The 15,954-nt window shown below is 71.3% G+C and carries 13 protein-coding genes; 11 read left to right on the forward strand and 2 right to left on the reverse strand.

The window, feature by feature from the left end; genetic code table 11:
* Positions 1-40: 40 nt before the first annotated feature.
* The 3 genes from ACFVZH_RS27650 (at position 41) to ACFVZH_RS27660 (ending at position 4,657) form a co-directional block, all read left to right on the forward strand.
* Positions 41-697, forward strand: coding sequence for a GNAT family N-acetyltransferase (locus ACFVZH_RS27650; protein WP_384901335.1), 657 nt, complete (start codon positions 41-43; stop codon positions 695-697).
* A 61-nt stretch (positions 698-758) separates the two neighbouring features.
* Positions 759-2,633, forward strand: coding sequence for an IucA/IucC family protein (locus tag ACFVZH_RS27655; RefSeq protein WP_384901337.1), 1,875 nt, complete (start codon positions 759-761; stop codon positions 2,631-2,633).
* Between the two features lie 50 nt (positions 2,634-2,683).
* The gene (locus tag ACFVZH_RS27660) at positions 2,684-4,657 is read left to right on the forward strand and encodes an ATP-dependent DNA helicase (RefSeq protein ID WP_384901339.1); all 1,974 of its coding nucleotides are present in this window, start codon (positions 2,684-2,686) and stop codon (positions 4,655-4,657) included.
* A 158-nt stretch (positions 4,658-4,815) separates the two neighbouring features.
* Here ACFVZH_RS27660 and lexA read toward each other — a convergent pair whose 3' ends face one another.
* Complete coding sequence (lexA, locus tag ACFVZH_RS27665; protein ID WP_384901341.1) at positions 4,816-5,604, reverse strand: transcriptional repressor LexA; 789 nt, start codon at positions 5,602-5,604, stop codon at positions 4,816-4,818.
* 434 nt (positions 5,605-6,038) lie between these two features.
* Here lexA and nrdR point away from each other — a divergent pair, with 434 nt between their 5' ends.
* From nrdR to ACFVZH_RS27685, 4 genes are all read left to right on the forward strand, one after another.
* Complete coding sequence (gene nrdR / locus ACFVZH_RS27670; RefSeq protein WP_384901343.1) at positions 6,039-6,548, forward strand: transcriptional regulator NrdR; 510 nt, start codon at positions 6,039-6,041, stop codon at positions 6,546-6,548.
* Between the two features lie 173 nt (positions 6,549-6,721).
* Complete coding sequence (locus tag ACFVZH_RS27675; RefSeq protein ID WP_384901345.1) at positions 6,722-9,616, forward strand: vitamin B12-dependent ribonucleotide reductase; 2,895 nt, start codon at positions 6,722-6,724, stop codon at positions 9,614-9,616.
* Between the two features lie 300 nt (positions 9,617-9,916).
* Positions 9,917-10,657: a class I SAM-dependent methyltransferase gene (locus ACFVZH_RS27680; protein WP_384901346.1), complete on the forward strand. Its 741-nt coding sequence runs from the start codon at positions 9,917-9,919 to the stop codon at positions 10,655-10,657.
* A gap of 99 nt (positions 10,658-10,756) precedes the next feature.
* Entirely contained in the window at positions 10,757-11,878 is a 1,122-nt protein-coding gene (locus ACFVZH_RS27685) for a hypothetical protein (RefSeq protein ID WP_384901348.1), read from the forward strand.
* A gap of 97 nt (positions 11,879-11,975) precedes the next feature.
* Here ACFVZH_RS27685 and ACFVZH_RS27690 read toward each other — a convergent pair whose 3' ends face one another.
* The gene (locus tag ACFVZH_RS27690) at positions 11,976-12,503 is read right to left on the reverse strand and encodes a TerD family protein (protein ID WP_384901350.1); all 528 of its coding nucleotides are present in this window, start codon (positions 12,501-12,503) and stop codon (positions 11,976-11,978) included.
* Between the two features lie 238 nt (positions 12,504-12,741).
* Here ACFVZH_RS27690 and ACFVZH_RS27695 point away from each other — a divergent pair, with 238 nt between their 5' ends.
* The 4 genes from ACFVZH_RS27695 to ACFVZH_RS27710 all read left to right on the forward strand — a co-directional run bounded on the left by ACFVZH_RS27695 (position 12,742) and on the right by ACFVZH_RS27710 (position 15,883).
* Complete coding sequence (locus tag ACFVZH_RS27695; RefSeq protein WP_384901352.1) at positions 12,742-13,476, forward strand: arylamine N-acetyltransferase; 735 nt, start codon at positions 12,742-12,744, stop codon at positions 13,474-13,476.
* A gap of 42 nt (positions 13,477-13,518) precedes the next feature.
* Positions 13,519-14,124, forward strand: coding sequence for a YdbC family protein (locus tag ACFVZH_RS27700; RefSeq protein WP_384901353.1), 606 nt, complete (start codon positions 13,519-13,521; stop codon positions 14,122-14,124).
* Positions 14,125-14,299: 175 nt separating this feature from the next.
* Positions 14,300-14,959, forward strand: coding sequence for a histidine phosphatase family protein (locus ACFVZH_RS27705; protein ID WP_384901355.1), 660 nt, complete (start codon positions 14,300-14,302; stop codon positions 14,957-14,959).
* A gap of 12 nt (positions 14,960-14,971) precedes the next feature.
* Positions 14,972-15,883 carry an ADP-ribosylglycohydrolase family protein gene (locus ACFVZH_RS27710; protein WP_384901357.1) on the forward strand — a complete coding sequence of 304 codons (912 nt, stop codon included), beginning with the start codon at positions 14,972-14,974 and terminating at the stop codon, positions 15,881-15,883.
* Positions 15,884-15,954: the final 71 nt, after the last annotated feature.

Below are 15,954 nucleotides of genomic sequence, written 5' to 3' on the forward strand. Positions count from 1 at the left end.
GCCCACGCCCCGATCCCACCGCCGAGAGGAGGGCGACACCGTGTCACCCACCCGCCCACCGGCCGACCCGCCCGGGGACGACACCCTGGACCTGAGGCTGGACGACCTCGTCGCCCTCCTCGACGGCGACCTGCTCGACTCCGTCGCCGACTGGGGCCCTACCGCGACCCCGGCCGGCTCCTTCCGGCTCGTCCCCGTCCGACTGGAACGGGACCTGCCGCTCCTCACAGGCTGGATGAACGACCCCGCCGTCGCCGCCTTCTGGGAGCTCTCCGGAGACGAGGCCGTGACCGCCGAGCACCTCCGCGCCCAACTCGAAGGCGACGGCCGCAGCGTCCCCTGCCTCGGCCTGCTCGACGCCACCCCCATGAGCTACTTCGAGATCTACCGCGCCGATCTCGACCCGCTCGCCCGGCACTACCCGGCGCGCCCCCACGACACCGGTATCCATCTGCTGATCGGAGGCGTCACCGACCGCGGCCGAGGCGTCGGCACCACACTCCTGCGCGCCGTCGCCGATCTCGTCCTCGACCACCGCCCCAGCTGCACCCGAGTCGTCGCCGAACCCGACATCCGCAACACCCCCTCCGTCTCCGCCTTCCTCGGCGGCGGCTTCCGCTACGCGGCGGAAGTCGACCTCCCCGACAAGCGAGCGGCGCTCATGATCCGTGACCGCGCGCTCCGTCACGTTCTGTGATCACCCCTCTGTCTTTCATACACCGCTCGGCCCACAGCGGTTCCCACTTCGAGGAGTCCTCGTGTCGAAGTCCCCTGCACCCCACGACTCCGCTCGGCCCACCCCGCCCGCCGCGTCCCCCTCGCCCGCGCCGGACCCCGCTCCCGGACTGCTCACGCCCCCCGAGCTGCTCGCGCCCCCGGAGCTGACCGCCGCCGCCTGGACCCGCGCCTCCTCCCGTCTGCTCGCCAAAGCCCTGGCGGAATTCGCCTACGAGGAGGTCCTGGAGCCCGTCCCCGCCGAGGACGGCGCCCCGGACGGCAACCCCGAAGGCCACGCGCTGCGGCTCGACGACGGCACCACGCTCACCTTCCGTGCCCGCCGGGGTGCCTACGGCAGCTGGCGGATCGCCGCCGACTCGATCACCCACGAGGGCCGGCCCATGACCGACCCCCTCGACTTCCTGGTCCGCGCCCGCCGCCTCCTCCAGCTCGACGGCGCCACCCTGGGGCACCTCATCCGCGAGCTCTCCGCCACCCTCGCCGCCGACACCCGCCTCGACCACACGGCCCTCACCGCGACCCGGCTCGCCGACCTCCCGTACGCGGAGCTCGAAGGCCATCAGACCGGTCACCCCTGGCTCGTCCTGAACAAGGGCCGCATCGGCTTCTCCGCCAGCGACGCCGCCCGCTGGGCCCCCGAGGCCCGGCGCGCCACCCGGCTGCCGTGGATCGCCGTCAGCAACCGCCTCGCCGCCTACCGAGGCGTCTCCGGACTCGACACCCCCGACCGCCTCTACGCCCAAGAGCTCGACCCGGAGGTCCACGCCGCCTTCCGCGCCGAACTGACCGCCCGGGGCCACGAACCCGACGGCTACCTCCTGCTGCCCGTCCACCCCTGGCAGTGGGACGAGATCCTGCTCCCGCTGTACGCCCCGGCCGTCGCCGCCGGGACGGTCGTCCCGCTCTCCGCCGACGCCGACCTCCGCCTGCCACAGCAGTCCGTCCGTACCTTCCTCAACGCCAGCCGCCCCGACCGGCACACCGTCAAGCTCCCGCTGTCGGTGCTCAACACCCTCGTCTGGCGCGGACTGCCCACCGAACGGACCCTCGCCGCCCCCGCCGTGACCGCCTGGGTCCACGGCCTGCGCGAAGACGACCCGTTCCTGCGGGACGAGTGCGGGGTGATCCTCCTCGGCGAGGTCGCCTCCGTCACCGTCGAGCACCCGCTGTACGACCGGCTGCCCGAAGTCCCGTACCAGTACAAGGAACTGCTCGGAGCGATCTGGCGCGAGCCGCTGCGGCTGCCCCCGGGCGAGCGGGCCCGTACCCTCGCCTCCCTCCTCCACACGGACCCGGAGGGGCGGGCGTTCGTCGCCGAACTCGTCGCGCGCTCCGGACTCGAGCCCGCCGTGTGGCTGCGGCACCTCTTCGCCGCACTGCTGCCGCCGCTGCTGCACTTCCTCTACCGCTACGGCACCGTCTTCTCCCCGCACGGCGAGAACGCCATCGTGGTCTACGACGGCGACGACGTCCCCGTACGGCTGGCGATCAAGGACTTCGTCGACGACGTGAACATCAGCGCCCAGCCGCTGCCCGAGCACGCGACGATGCCGGACGACGTCCGCGCCGTCCTCCTCACCGAGGAGCCCGGCTTCCTCGTCCAGTTCATCCATTCGGGGCTGTTCGTCGGCGTCTTCCGCTATCTCGCGCCGCTCTGCGAGGAACAACTCGGTGTGCCCGAGGCCGACTTCTGGTCCCTCGTCCGGGCGGAGATCCTCCGCCACCAGGCGCGTTTCCCCGAGCTGAAGGAACGGTTCGAGCTCTTCGATCTCCTCACCCCGCGCATCGAGCGGCTCTGCCTCAACCGCAACCGTCTGCACCTGGACGGCTACCGCGACCGGCCCGAGCGCCCCCACGCCGCCGTCCACGGCACCGTCCCCAATCCGCTCGCGTGACGCGCGCGCGTGGCCGGGCTGTCAGCGGTGCCCCTTAGGCTGGAGGGGCTATGACGAAGCCATCCCTCCCCGACCTCCTGCACGCCGCCGTCTCCGCCGTCGGCGGCACGGAGCGGCCCGGCCAGGTGACCATGGCCACGGCCGTGGCCGAGGCCATCGACGACAACTCCCACCTCCTCGTCCAGGCCGGCACCGGCACCGGAAAGTCGCTCGGCTATCTCGTGCCCGCGCTGGCCCAGGGGGAGCGGGTCGTGGTGGCCACGGCCACCCTGGCGCTCCAGCGCCAGCTCGTCGAGCGCGATCTTCCCCGCACGGTCGACGCGCTGCATCCGCAGCTGCGCCGCCGTCCGCAGTTCGCCATGCTCAAGGGCCGGTCGAACTACCTCTGCCTGCACCGGCTCCACGAAGGGGTCCCGCAGGACGAGGAGGACGGCCTCTTCGACCCCTTCGAGGCCGCCGCGCCCACCAGCAAGCTGGGTCAGGACCTGCTGCGGCTGCGGGACTGGTCGGACGAGACGGAGACCGGGGACCGGGACGACCTGACGCCCGGCGTCTCGGACAAGGCGTGGGCGCAGGTCTCCGTCTCCTCCCGGGAGTGCCTCGGCGCGAGCAAGTGCGCCTACGGGCCGGAGTGCTTCGCCGAGGCGGCCCGCGAGCGCGCCAAGCTCGCCGACGTCGTCGTCACCAACCACGCGCTGCTCGCCATCGACGCGATCGAGGGCGCCCCGGTCCTCCCGCAGCACGAGGTGCTGATCGTCGACGAGGCCCACGAGCTGGTCTCCCGGGTCACCGGCGTGGCCACCGGGGAGCTCACTCCGGGCCAGGTCAACCGGGCCGTACGCCGGTCGGCGAAGCTGGTCGACGAGAAGGTCGCCGACCAGCTGCAGACCGCGGCCGAGGGCTTCGAGCGGGTCATGGAGCTGGCCCTGCCGGGCCGGCTGGAGGAGGTCCCGGAGGACCTGGCGTACGCGCTGATGGCGTTGCGCGACGCCGCCCGTGCCGTGATCACGGCGCTGGGCTCCACCCGGGACCGGTCCGTGCAGGACGAGGACGCCGTCCGCAAGCAGGCGATGGCCTCGGTGGAGACCGTCCACGGCGTGGCGGAGCGGATCACCCAGGGTTCGGAGTACGACGTCGTCTGGTACGAGCGGCACGACCGTTTCGGTGCGTCGCTGCGGGTCGCGCCGCTCACCGTCTCGGGCCTGCTCCGCGAGAAGCTGTTCACGGAGCGGTCCGTGGTCCTGGCCTCGGCGACGCTCAAGCTCGGCGGCGACTTCAACGGCGTCGGCGCCTCGCTCGGCCTCGCTCCCGAGGGCACCAAGGGGGACGACCTGCCCGTCTGGAAGGGCCTCGACGTCGGCTCCCCGTTCGACTACCCCCGGCAGGGCATCCTGTACGTCGCCAAGCACCTCTCCCGCCCCGCGCGGGACGGTGAGCGGGGCGACATGCTGGACGAGCTCACCGAACTGATCCAGGCGGCCGGCGGCCGGACCCTCGGTCTGTTCTCCTCCATGCGCGCGGCGCAGCAGGCCGCGGAGGAGCTGCGGTCCCGGATCCCGGAGCTGCCGATCCTGCTCCAGGGTGAGGACACCCTGGGCGAGCTGATCAAGAACTTCGCCGCCGATCCGAAGACCTGTCTCTTCGGCACGCTGTCGCTCTGGCAGGGCGTGGATGTCCCCGGGCCCAGCTGTCAGCTGGTCGTCATGGACAAGATCCCGTTCCCGCGGCCGGACGACCCTCTGATGAGCGCGCGGCAGAAGGCCGTCGAGGAAGCCGGCGGGAACGGCTTCATGGCCGTCGCGGCGACCCATGCCGCCCTGCTGATGGCGCAGGGCGCCGGCCGGCTGGTGCGGGCCACGGGTGACCGGGGTGTGGTGGCGGTCCTCGATCCCCGGCTGGCCACGGCCAGGTACGGCAGCTATCTCAAGGCTTCGTTGCCCGACTTCTGGTACACCACGGACCGCAACCAGGTGCGGAAGTCCCTGGCGGCGATCGACGCGGCCTCGAAGGCGGCGACCGACTGAGCCACGCCTCCGGGCCCCGGAGGCAGCCGGCCCCGGGGCCTCGGAATGCCACGGCCCCGGGCCCTGGAGAGCCAGGGGCCCGGGGCCGCGGACACAGCAGGGCCCCGGGACCGGCGCAGTAGGTCCCGGGGCCCGGTCCAGAGAGCCGGCGGGGAGTGTCACACCCGCCGGAGCACCGCCACGACCTTGCCGAGGATGGTGGCCTCGTCGCCGGGGATGGGCTGGTACGCCGCGTTGTGCGGGAGCAGCCAGACGTGGCCGTCCTCGCGCTTGAAGCGCTTGACGGTGGCCTCGCCGTCCAGCATGGCGGCGACGATGTCGCCGTTCTCCGCGACGGGCTGGCGGCGGACGGTGACCCAGTCGCCGTCACAGATGGCGGCTTCGATCATCGAGTCGCCGACGACCTTCAGGACGAACAGCTCGCCGTCGCCGACCAGCTGCCGGGGCAGCGGGAAGACGTCCTCGACGGACTCCTCGGCCAGGATCGGGCCACCGGCCGCGATCCGGCCGACCAGCGGGACGTACGAGGCGGCGGGCTTGCCGGTGGTGTCCGTCGGCTGGGTGCTCGGCTGGTCCGACCCGCGCACCTCGTACGCCCGGGGGCGGTGCGGGTCGCGGCGGAGGAAGCCCTTGCGCTCCAGTGCCATGAGCTGATGGGCGACCGAGGAGGTGCTGGAGAGGCCCACCGCCTGACCGATCTCCCGCATCGACGGCGGGTAGCCCCGCCGCTGGACGGAGTCACGGATGACCTCGATGACCCTGCGCTGCCGGTCGGTCAGCCCGGAACTGTCGGCCCTGATGCCTGGAGGTCGCCCGGGAAGAGCGCGGGCGGGTCGCCCGGGCTCCTCGCTGTTCATGCTTGCGTCGTTCATGGCGTGCACCGGCTCGAGTCGGCCCTGGGAGCGGTCCTGGGCGGTGATGGTGGCACTGTCTGCGGTGGTGGTCACGTCGTCGGCCCCTCTCGAATGGTCTCCCTGGCTGGCACAACGGTAGTAGCTTTCGAAAGGTTGCGCCAAACACACGTTCGAGTGAAAAATCGCAGATTGCCTTACGCCTCTATGTGTGGGGGTGTATGAGCACTCTCAGGCCGCGGTCGTGGAGCGATCGCGGCCGTCGTTCCGCCGCCGGCCCGTGACCTCCGCCGTGCCTCCCAGTGTCGCATCCGCGGGGCCGGAATCCCGGCAGTGGGCGGGTTGCGACACGCGCAGGGCATGGAATCGCCCACAACCCAAGATCTAGTGGTTGGATGGCACCGGCCACCCAGGGGTTGTGGTCCTCGGTCTGCCGAGGGTGCTCACATCGCCTATGCTGGTGGTCGCTTCGCAGGGTCTTGACGGGCCGGTGAGGCTCATCAGTCGTGCTGTGAGGGAGGGTCGGAACCATGCATTGCCCCTTCTGCAGGCACCCCGACAGCCGTGTCGTCGACAGTCGCACCACCGACGACGGGACGTCGATCCGACGCCGTCGCCAGTGCCCCGACTGCTCCCGTCGTTTCACGACGGTGGAGACGTGCTCGCTCATGGTGGTGAAGCGCTCCGGCGTCACCGAGCCCTTCAGTCGTACCAAGGTCATCTCCGGCGTCCGCAAGGCGTGCCAGGGGCGACCGGTCACCGAGGACGCCCTCGCCAAGCTCGGCCAGTGGGTCGAGGAGGCGGTGCGCGCCACCGGGAGCGCCGAGCTGACCACCCACGACGTGGGTCTGGCCATCCTCGGCCCCTTGCAGGAGCTCGACCTCGTCGCGTACCTGCGCTTCGCGTCCGTTTACAAGGCGTTCAACAGCCTCGAAGACTTCGAGGCCGCCATCGCGGATCTCCGCGTGCGGCCTCCCGCTGAGACCAGCGGGACCGGTGTGACCCCCGAGGTCCCCGTTCCCGCCACCGCCGCCGACTAGATCGGCGGTCCGGGCCGACCGAGGCCCGGCGACCGGCCGCCGTGCGGCCCGGCAGACGTGCCCCGAGCGACCCGCGAGGTCCTCGTGGCAGCAGTACAGAACGACGTACAGAAGACGGTGCCCTGGGACTTTCTGGGTGCCAAAGTGTGTTTTGCCCGTATATGGGAGGCGGCATGACAGAGACGGCGAGCGGCCCGGCACGTGGTTCCCGCACCAAGGGAGCCAAGTCGGCGAGCAAGGGCCTGCGTATCGAGCGCATCCACACCACCCCCGGCGTGCATCCGTACGACGAGGTGGCCTGGGAGCGCCGTGACGTCGTCATGACCAACTGGCGCGACGGCTCGATCAACTTCGAGCAGCGTGGCGTCGAGTTCCCCGACTTCTGGTCGGTGAACGCGGTCAACATCGTCACCAGCAAGTACTTCCGCGGGGCCGTCGGTACCCCGCAGCGCGAGACCGGTCTCAGGCAGCTCATCGACCGGATCGTGAAGACGTACACGAAGGCCGGCGAGGAGTACGGCTACTTCGCCTCGCCCGCCGACACCGAGATCTTCGAGCACGAGCTGGCCTACGCCCTCCTGCACCAGATCTTCAGCTTCAACTCGCCGGTCTGGTTCAACGTCGGCACGCCCCAGCCCCAGCAGGTCTCCGCCTGCTTCATCCTGTCCGTCGACGACTCCATGGAGTCGATCCTCGACTGGTACAAGGAAGAGGGCATGATCTTCAAGGGCGGCTCCGGCGCCGGCCTGAACCTCTCCCGCATCCGCTCCTCCAAGGAGCTGCTCTCCTCCGGCGGCAACGCCTCCGGCCCGGTCTCCTTCATGCGCGGCGCCGACGCCTCCGCGGGAACGATCAAGTCGGGCGGTGCGACCCGTCGCGCGGCCAAGATGGTCATCCTCGACGTCGACCACCCCGACATCGAGGACTTCATCGAGACCAAGGTCAAGGAGGAGGAGAAGATCCGCGCGCTGCGCGACGCGGGCTTCGACATGGACCTGGGCGGCGACGACATCACGTCCGTCCAGTACCAGAACGCCAACAACTCCGTCCGCGTGAACGACACGTTCATGAAGGCCGTCGAGTCCGGCGGGAAGTTCGGCCTCACCTCCCGCATGACCGGCGAGGTCATCGAGGAGGTCGACGCCAAGTCGCTCTTCCGCAAGATGGCCGAGGCCGCGTGGGCCTGCGCCGACCCGGGCATCCAGTACGACGACACGATCAACCACTGGCACACCTGCCCCGAGTCCGGCCGCATCAACGGCTCGAACCCGTGCAGCGAGTACATGCACCTGGACAACACGTCCTGCAACCTCGCCTCGCTGAACCTGATGAAGTTCCTCAAGGACGACGGCAAGGGCAACCAGTCCTTCGACGTCGAGCGCTTCGCCAAGGTCGTCGAGCTCGTCATCACCGCGATGGACATCTCCATCTGCTTCGCCGACTTCCCCACCCAGAAGATCGGCGAGAACACCCGCGCCTACCGCCAGCTCGGCATCGGCTACGCCAACCTCGGCGCCCTGCTGATGGCGACCGGCCACGCGTACGACTCCGACGGCGGCCGCGCCCTCGCCGGTGCCATCACCTCCCTGATGACCGGCACCTCGTACAAGCGCTCCGCCGAGCTCGCCGCGGTCGTCGGCGCCTACGACGGCTACGCCCGCAACGCCGAGCCGCACCAGCGCGTCATGGGCCAGCACGCCGACGAGAACACCAAGGCCGTCCGCTACGACGACCTCGACTCGCCGATCTGGGCCGCCGCCACGGAGGCATGGCAGGACGTCGTCCGCCTCGGCGCCAAGAACGGCTTCCGCAACGCGCAGGCATCGGTCATCGCCCCGACCGGCACCATCGGTCTCGCGATGTCCTGCGACACCACCGGCCTCGAGCCCGACCTCGCCCTGGTCAAGTTCAAGAAGCTGGTCGGCGGCGGCTCGATGCAGATCGTCAACGGCACCGTTCCGCAGGCCCTGCGCCGCCTGGGCTACCAGGAGGAGCAGATCGAGGCGATCGTCGCCCACATCGCCGAGCACGGCAATGTGATCGACGCCCCCGGCCTGAAGACCGAGCACTACGAGGTCTTCGACTGCGCCATGGGCGAGCGCTCCATCTCCGCGATGGGCCACGTCCGCATGATGGCCGCCATCCAGCCGTGGATCTCCGGCGCCCTCTCCAAGACCGTGAACCTGCCGGAGACGGCCACGGTCGAGGACGTCGAGGAGGTGTACTTCGAGGCGTGGAAGATGGGCGTCAAGGCGCTCGCGATCTACCGCGACAACTGCAAGGTCGGCCAGCCGCTCTCCGCCAAGAAGAAGGAGGAGGAGAAGGTCGAGGTCACCGCGAAGTCCGAGGCGACGATCCGCGAGGCCGTCGAGAAGGTCGTCGAGTACCGTCCCGTCCGCAAGCGCCTGCCCAAGGGCCGCCCGGGGATCACCACCTCCTTCACCGTCGGTGGCGCCGAGGGCTACATGACCGCCAACTCCTACCCGGACGACGGTCTCGGCGAGGTCTTCCTCAAGATGTCCAAGCAGGGCTCGACCCTCGCCGGCATGATGGACGCCTTCTCCATCGCCGTCTCCGTCGGTCTGCAGTACGGCGTCCCGCTGGAGACGTACGTCTCGAAGTTCACCAACATGCGCTTCGAGCCGGCCGGCATGACGGACGACCCGGACGTGCGGATGGCGCAGTCGATCGTCGACTACATCTTCCGTCGCCTGGCGCTGGACTTCCTGCCCTTCGAGACCCGCTCCGCCCTCGGCATCCACTCGGCCGAGGAGCGCCAGCGGCACCTGGACACCGGCTCGTACGAGCAGGCCGAGGAGGACGAGGTCGACGTCGAGGCGCTGGCCCAGTCCGCGCCCCGCGCCCAGGAGCTGAAGGCCGTCGCGGTCCCGGCCCCGAAGACCGAGATCCCGGCGCCCCAGCAGGCCCACACCTCGGCGGAGCTCGTCGAGATGCAGCTCGGCATCAGCGCCGACGCCCCGCTCTGCTTCTCCTGCGGTACGAAGATGCAGCGCGCCGGCTCCTGCTACATCTGCGAGGGCTGCGGCTCGACCAGCGGCTGCAGCTGACACCGGGCGGCAGCGCGTCGGACCCCGCCTCCGACGTAGCCCGCCGGGACGGCTGACCAGTGGTCCACGAAGGGGACCGGCCTCGTGCCGGTCCCCTTCGTCGTGCCCGGCGGGCCGCCTTCCGGTTCCGCCCCGCGTCCCGACGCCCGTACACAAGGCCGGGGCCGTGTACGGATCTTCGTGGCTTCCGCCAGTACGACGGTCCGTCAGGGGGCGGCAAGACTGACCGCGGAGGCCGAGGCGTGTCCCAGGGCGGAAGCCGAGGCCGGAACCCGACGGCGTACAGGGGAGGGCGGCACCATGGGTGTGCAGCAGTATGACGAGATCGGTGAGGCGTTCGAGGGCTTCAAGGCCCTTCCGGTGGTGCGGTACGGGGAGGTGCCGAGCTTCCTGGACATGGTGGGCGACGTACGCGGCAAGTCGGTCCTCGACCTGGCGTCCGGCACCGGTTTCTACAGCCGGGAGTTCAGGCGGCGCGGTGCCGCCGAGGTCCTGGGGATCGACATCTCCGGTGAGATGGTGGCCGTGGCCCGGGAGCTGGAGGAGCGCGATCCGCTGGGCGTGCGCTACGAGGTGGGCGACGCGGCCGAACTGCGCCCGCTCGGAAGGCGCTTCGACGTCGCCGTGGCGGTGCAGCTGCTCAACTACGCGGACGACGTGGCCGGCATGGAACGGATGTGCCGCAACGTGCACCGGAACCTGGCGCCCGGCGCCGAGCTCTTCCTGTTCAACCAGTCACCCGACTACGACTTCGACGGGCCCTCGCTGGCCAAGTACGGCTTCGTCACCGAGCTGACCGGCGAGAAGGCCGAGGCGGGACCGCGCGTGCGGACCACGGCACTGCTCGACCCGCCGGTCACGATCGTCAGTACCTTCCCGCGCCGCGAGGTCTACGAGACGTGCCTGCGGGCGGCCGGGTTCGGCGAACTGACGTGGGTCCCGCTGGGGGTGTCCGACGCCGGCCTGCGCGCGTTCGGGGCGGAGTTCTGGGCGGACCTCCTCGCCAACCCTCCGCTGGAGATGCTGCGCTGCCGCGCCTGACCTCCGGCCGGACGTCCGGTGTCACCGCCCTTGCCCTGGTGGGCGGGGCGGTGGCAGGATCCCGGGCATGATCAACAGAATCGAGTCGTCCTTCCGCCGATGAGCGGGACGCCCGGGTCGGGACGTCCCGACCCCACGACCACGCTGTTCCAGCACGCGCTCCGGCTGCATCGGCTGACCCCGGACACCCCCCTTCACCGCGGTGGGGAGCCCTTCCCCGGAGTGGAACGCAGGGGCCGACCGCGCGGGGAACCCGAGCCCGACCGCGCCCTGCGCGGCACCGATGTCGCCAGGCTCCTCGACCACTACTTCCGCGCCCCGGACGTCTCGCCCGGCCAGCTGGCGGCCAGGCTCCGCCGCCTGCCTCCCGAGTGTCGACCCGACGAGCACATCGCGGGCGCCGCCCGCAGGGCGCCGGCGGACAGGGCCCGCCGGACGGGCCGGTGGCTGGTCCGGCACGGGACCGACATCGGGTCCGTGGCCGTCGGTCTGGCCCTGCTCGCCGAGTCCGGCACCATGGCCGACATCCCCAGGATCCAGACCGTCGGCCTGCTCTCCCACTGGTTCGGGACTCTCGCGGCCCAGGCGCTGGTGCGGCTGCCCGGCGGCTTCGAGGGGCTGATCTGGCTGGGGGAGCGGGTGACCGGCTGGGGGCGTGTCCATGTCGTGGAGACGCTCTGCCGACATGTGGACGATCATCCCGTCGTCCGGCCGTGGCTGATGCGGAAGGCCCTCGACGGGGACTTCCTCAACAGCTACTTCGCCGACCGGGTCGCGGAGGTGACCGGGCTGCACGAGATCATCGCGGAATCCGGGCACGACGCCGCCCTCGTGGACCAGGCGGGGCGGATCCTCCATGTGATGACGTACTGCGAGGGCATGGGGGAGTCCCTCCGCTACTACCCGCACGCCCTCGCGATCCTGGAGGCCCATGCCCGTCACGTCGGCGCACTGGGACCTAGCGCGGAGCGGTACTTCGTGGCGGCGACCGTCGCCGCCTACCTCATGAAGGAGTCGCCCGTCCGGTCCGACGCCCCCGCGACCAGGGCGCGCTGGGACGCGGCCCGCAGGTCGTACCTGGCCCTCACCGACCGCGAGGACTGGTGCGGCGCGGCGCGCGAGGGGCTGGCCGCGGGGGACCACCGGCTGACGTGCCTCGCGGACTCCGTGGCACCGGAGCTCGGTCTGCGGGCCTACCGCGACGACGCACGGAGGGCGTAGACGGTACGTCCGGGTGAGGAGAAGACGGCCCCGAGGGGCGTCGGCCGTGGGCCGGCGCCCCTCGCGGCTCGGCCCGGCGGGGTGAGCCGCCGGGATGTCAGGACCGGGCGGCGCCGAGGAGCGTGGCGAAGGTCTGCGGGTCCGCGTCGAAACCCTGACTGATCGAGCGGTACGACCAGCCGGCCCCGGCACGGGTGAACTCCACGACCGTCGCCGAGAGCGCCTCGGGCACGTCCGCGAAATCGTGGTTCAGGAGGTCGTCGTACCCCTCACGGACCCGTATGCCCGCGTTGGCTATGCCGCCGAAGGCCACCCGCCCGCCGTTCTGCTGTATCGCCACGCCCACCACCACGCGCGCGTACTCCGCGGCCAGCCGGTCCAGCTCCAGGGTCATGGCCTCGTCGTAACCGAAGCCCTGCCCCGTGCGGCTGTCGCGGTGGAGCGTGATCGTGCCGTCGGGGGAGCGGCTGCCGAAGTGCACCAGGTACACCGGTGCCCCGTGCGGGTCGGCCGCCGAGAAGACACCCGCGACGAGGTCCAGGTCGTGGGCCGGCGCACCGGCGGGCGCGGGGTCCCACCTGAGCGTCACCTCGATACGGCCCACTCCCTTGTTGAGTCCGCCCATGGTGCTTCCCCTCTTCCTGTGCGCCCCCGCGCACGCCTCGCCGCGTACCGTCCAGTCGCTGAAAAGCCCGTGGTCGTGGGCTGATTGCCCATGGTGTCATGGGGCTACGACAGAGGGACCGGAGCTTGAGGGGGAGAGCGGTTTGTGGAGTGGTGAGGAGCTGGATCTCGACGCATATCTGGCTCGAATCGGATACGACCCGGGGCGGGACGGGGAACTCCGGCCTGACCTGAGGACCTTGACGGCCCTTCATCGGGCGCACGTCCTGACCGTTCCGTTCGAGAACCTCGACGTCGCCCTCGGCCGGCAGGTGCCGCTGGACCTGAAGAGCCTCCAGGGCAAGCTCGTCGGGCGGCGCCGGGGAGGCTACTGCTATGAGCAGAACTCCCTGTTCGCGGCGGTCCTCGAACGGATCGGGTTCCCGGTCGCCGGTCGCGGGGCGCGCAACCGCTCACGGGGCGGGGCGCTCACGCCGATCACGCACGCGCTGCTGGTCGTCACCGTGGAGGGCGAACCGTGGCTCGCCGACGTGGGGTTCGGCTGGCAGGGGCCGCTGGAGCCGGTGCCCCTGCGGGACGGGGCGCGCGTCGAGCAGGGCGGCTGGACGTTCGGGATCGGCTTCGAGGACGAGGGCATCCACGTGCTGCGCTCCCTGCGGCCGGAGGGGTGGGCCGATCTGTACGCGTTCGCTCCGCAGAGCCTCTACCCCGGGGACTTCACCGTCATGAACCACTACAGCTCCAGCCACCCGCTGTCGCGCTTCCTCGGCCAGGTCGTGGCCCAGCAGCCCGGCGCCGACGTGCGCAGAGCCCTGGTGCGCGAGACGCTGTCGACCGTGCGGACGGACGGCGTCGCCGAGGAACGGACGGTGTCGGTCAGCGACTTGATCGCCGTCCTGGAGGCCGATTTCGGGATCGAGCTGGACGCAGGGGAGCGCGCGGGCCTGGAGCGCCTGCACCCGGCCGGGTCCTGAGAGGGTCTGCCGGGGCGCTCTCCCGCGCCGTACGATGGCGCGGTGCTGGTCAAGTGGATTCGCTGCACCGTGGTGGACCGTCGAGGGTTCGAGCGGGGACAGCGGAAATGGGCGGGGCTGCTCGGTGAGCCGGGGTTCCGGGGGCAGGGTGGCGGGTGGAGCCGGGCTCGACCGGACGTCGCCCACATCTTCGCGTTCTGGGAGAGCCGGGCCTTCTACGACTCCTTCATGGCGCGGTCGCACGATCGTCTGGCGGCCTCGCAGGTGGGCACGTTCAAGGACATCCAGGTCAAGCTGTTCGACCACCGCTTCGACGTGAAGACGGGGTTCGAGCCGCGGTTCTCCGACGCCGACGTGGCCCGGGTGGCGCACTGCCGTGTCCACGAGGACCGCGCCGAGCACTTCGCGCTCATGCAGGAGAAGGTGTGGAACCCGGCGATGGCCGGATCCCCCGGCATGCTGCGCGGCCTCTTCGGGGAGGCACCCGGCAGCGAGTTCCTGGTGCTCTCGATGTGGCACTCCGCCGCCGAGCACGGCAAGTACCGGGTGGAGCGCATCGAGCGGCTCGGTCTGCGGGCGCGGACCGCGGCCGACGTGGCGGCCCTCTCCGGTGACGTGGTGCGGCTCGAACCGGCGTGGACGGTCTGAACCGGGCGCGTCCCGAACCGGCGTGGACAGTCTGAACCGGGCGCGTCCCGAACCGGCGTGGGTCCTGCCCCCGGGGTGCGCGCCGCGCCGGGCGCCGGCCGCTCCCGTACACCGTATGGAGTCCGGGCGAGGGCCCGGCCGAGCCTGTCCTGGGCCCGCGATCTAGGGTCGGGGTATGGCACGACCGCGGCGCATCGTTCTCGTACGGCACGGAGAGTCCGAGGGTAATGCCGACGACACGGTGTACGAACGGGAGCCGGACCATGCGCTGCGGCTCACCGAGACCGGCCTGCGGCAGGCGGAGGAGACGGGGGAGCGGCTCCGGGAGCTCTTCGGCGACGAACCGGTCAGCGTCTACGTCTCGCCGTACCGCCGCACCCACGAGACCCTCCGGGCGTTCCGGCTGCCTCCCGGGCAGGTCCGGGTCAGGGAGGAGCCCCGGCTGCGGGAGCAGGACTGGGGCAACTGGCAGGAGCGGGAGGACGTACGGCTGCAGAAGGCGTACCGGGACGCGTACGGGCACTTCTTCTACCGCTTCGCCCAGGGCGAGTCGGGGGCGGACGTCTACGACCGGGTCGGGGCGTTCCTGGAGAGCCTGTACCGCAGCTTCGAGGCGCCCGACCATCCGCCGAACGTCCTGCTCGTCACCCACGGACTGACCATGCGCCTGTTCTGCATGCGCTGGTTCCACTGGACGGTCGCCGACTTCGAGTCGCTGTCGAACCCCGGCAACGCCGAAACCCGCACCCTTCTGCTCGGCGAGGACGGCAGATACCGTCTGGACAGGCCGTTCGAGCGCTGGCGTACCCCGGAACCGTACGGTCGCACCGGATAGAGTGGCAGAGCGATGACCGCTGACTCCTCACTCGACCGGCGCTTCGAACGCGCCCTGGCCAGCCTGCGCGGGCTGTCCGTGGGAGACGCCCTGGGCTCCCAGTTCTTCGTACCCGCCCACTACCCCCTGCTGAAGCGGCGTGAGCTGCCCGCCGGCCCTTGGCAGTGGACCGACGACACCGAGATGGCCTGCTCCGTCCTGGCCGTGCTCGTGCACCACGACAGGATCGACCAGGACGCCCTGGCCCTCTCCTTCGCCCGGCACCACGACTTCGACCGGGGTTACGGCCCCGCCGTCAACCGGATGCTTCGGCTCATCAGGGAGGGCGGCGACTGGCGCGAGCTGGCCGCCGGTCTCTTCAAGGGCCAGGGCTCCTGGGGCAACGGCGCCGCGATGCGGATCGCCCCGCTCGGGGCCTGGTACGCGGACGACCCGGAGCAGGCGACGCACCAGGCCGAGATCTCCGCTTACACGACGCACCAGCACCGGGAGGCCGTGGTCGGCGCGATGGCCGTCGCCGCCGCGGCCGCGCTCGCCGCCGACCCCGCCGGACCGCCCACCCCCGAAGCCCTGCTCGACGGCGTCATCGCGCTGGTCCCGCGCAGCGCGGTGGGAGCGGGTCTGCGCAGGGCCCGCGACATGCTCGACTACGGCGACGCGGGCACGGTCGCCGCCGTGCTCGGCAGCGGCCGCAGGACGAGCGCGCACGACACGGTGCCCTTCGCCCTCTGGTCGGCGGCCCGTGGCCTCGGCGACTTCGAGCGGGTGTTCTGGACGACCGCGCAGGTCGGCGGCGACGTCGACACGACCTGCGCCATCGCCGGAGGCGTCGTGGCCGGCACAGCGGCCGGTGCGCCGCCGGCCGATTGGCTGGGGCACACCGAGGCGCTTCCCGAGTGGGTTCCGGACGGGGCCTCCGCCTGACGTTCCGCGACGTACGTCGCGGCCGCACGGGTCCGCCGGGAGCGGATCCACGCACGAGGTCCCTCGACCCC

Origin of the sequence: Streptomyces sp. NPDC059534 (assembly GCF_042743475.1) — a bacterium.
Classification (GTDB): Bacteria; Actinomycetota; Actinomycetes; order Streptomycetales; family Streptomycetaceae; genus Streptomyces.

Excerpts from the sequence above, each read along its gene's own strand:
- ACFVZH_RS27660 (WP_384901339.1), top strand. The coding sequence starts at position 2,684 with ATGACGAAGCCATCCCTCCCCGACCTCCTGCACGCCGCCGTCTCCGCC.
- ACFVZH_RS27675 (WP_384901345.1), top strand. The coding sequence starts at position 6,722 with ATGACAGAGACGGCGAGCGGCCCGGCACGTGGTTCCCGCACCAAGGGA.
- nrdR (WP_384901343.1), top strand. The coding sequence starts at position 6,039 with ATGCATTGCCCCTTCTGCAGGCACCCCGACAGCCGTGTCGTCGACAGT.
- ACFVZH_RS27705 (WP_384901355.1), top strand. The coding sequence starts at position 14,300 with ATGGCACGACCGCGGCGCATCGTTCTCGTACGGCACGGAGAGTCCGAG.
- ACFVZH_RS27690 (WP_384901350.1), bottom strand. The coding sequence starts at position 12,503 with ATGGGCGGACTCAACAAGGGAGTGGGCCGTATCGAGGTGACGCTCAGG.
- ACFVZH_RS27685 (WP_384901348.1), top strand. The coding sequence starts at position 10,757 with ATGAGCGGGACGCCCGGGTCGGGACGTCCCGACCCCACGACCACGCTG.
- ACFVZH_RS27680 (WP_384901346.1), top strand. The coding sequence starts at position 9,917 with ATGGGTGTGCAGCAGTATGACGAGATCGGTGAGGCGTTCGAGGGCTTC.
- ACFVZH_RS27710 (WP_384901357.1), top strand. The coding sequence starts at position 14,972 with ATGACCGCTGACTCCTCACTCGACCGGCGCTTCGAACGCGCCCTGGCC.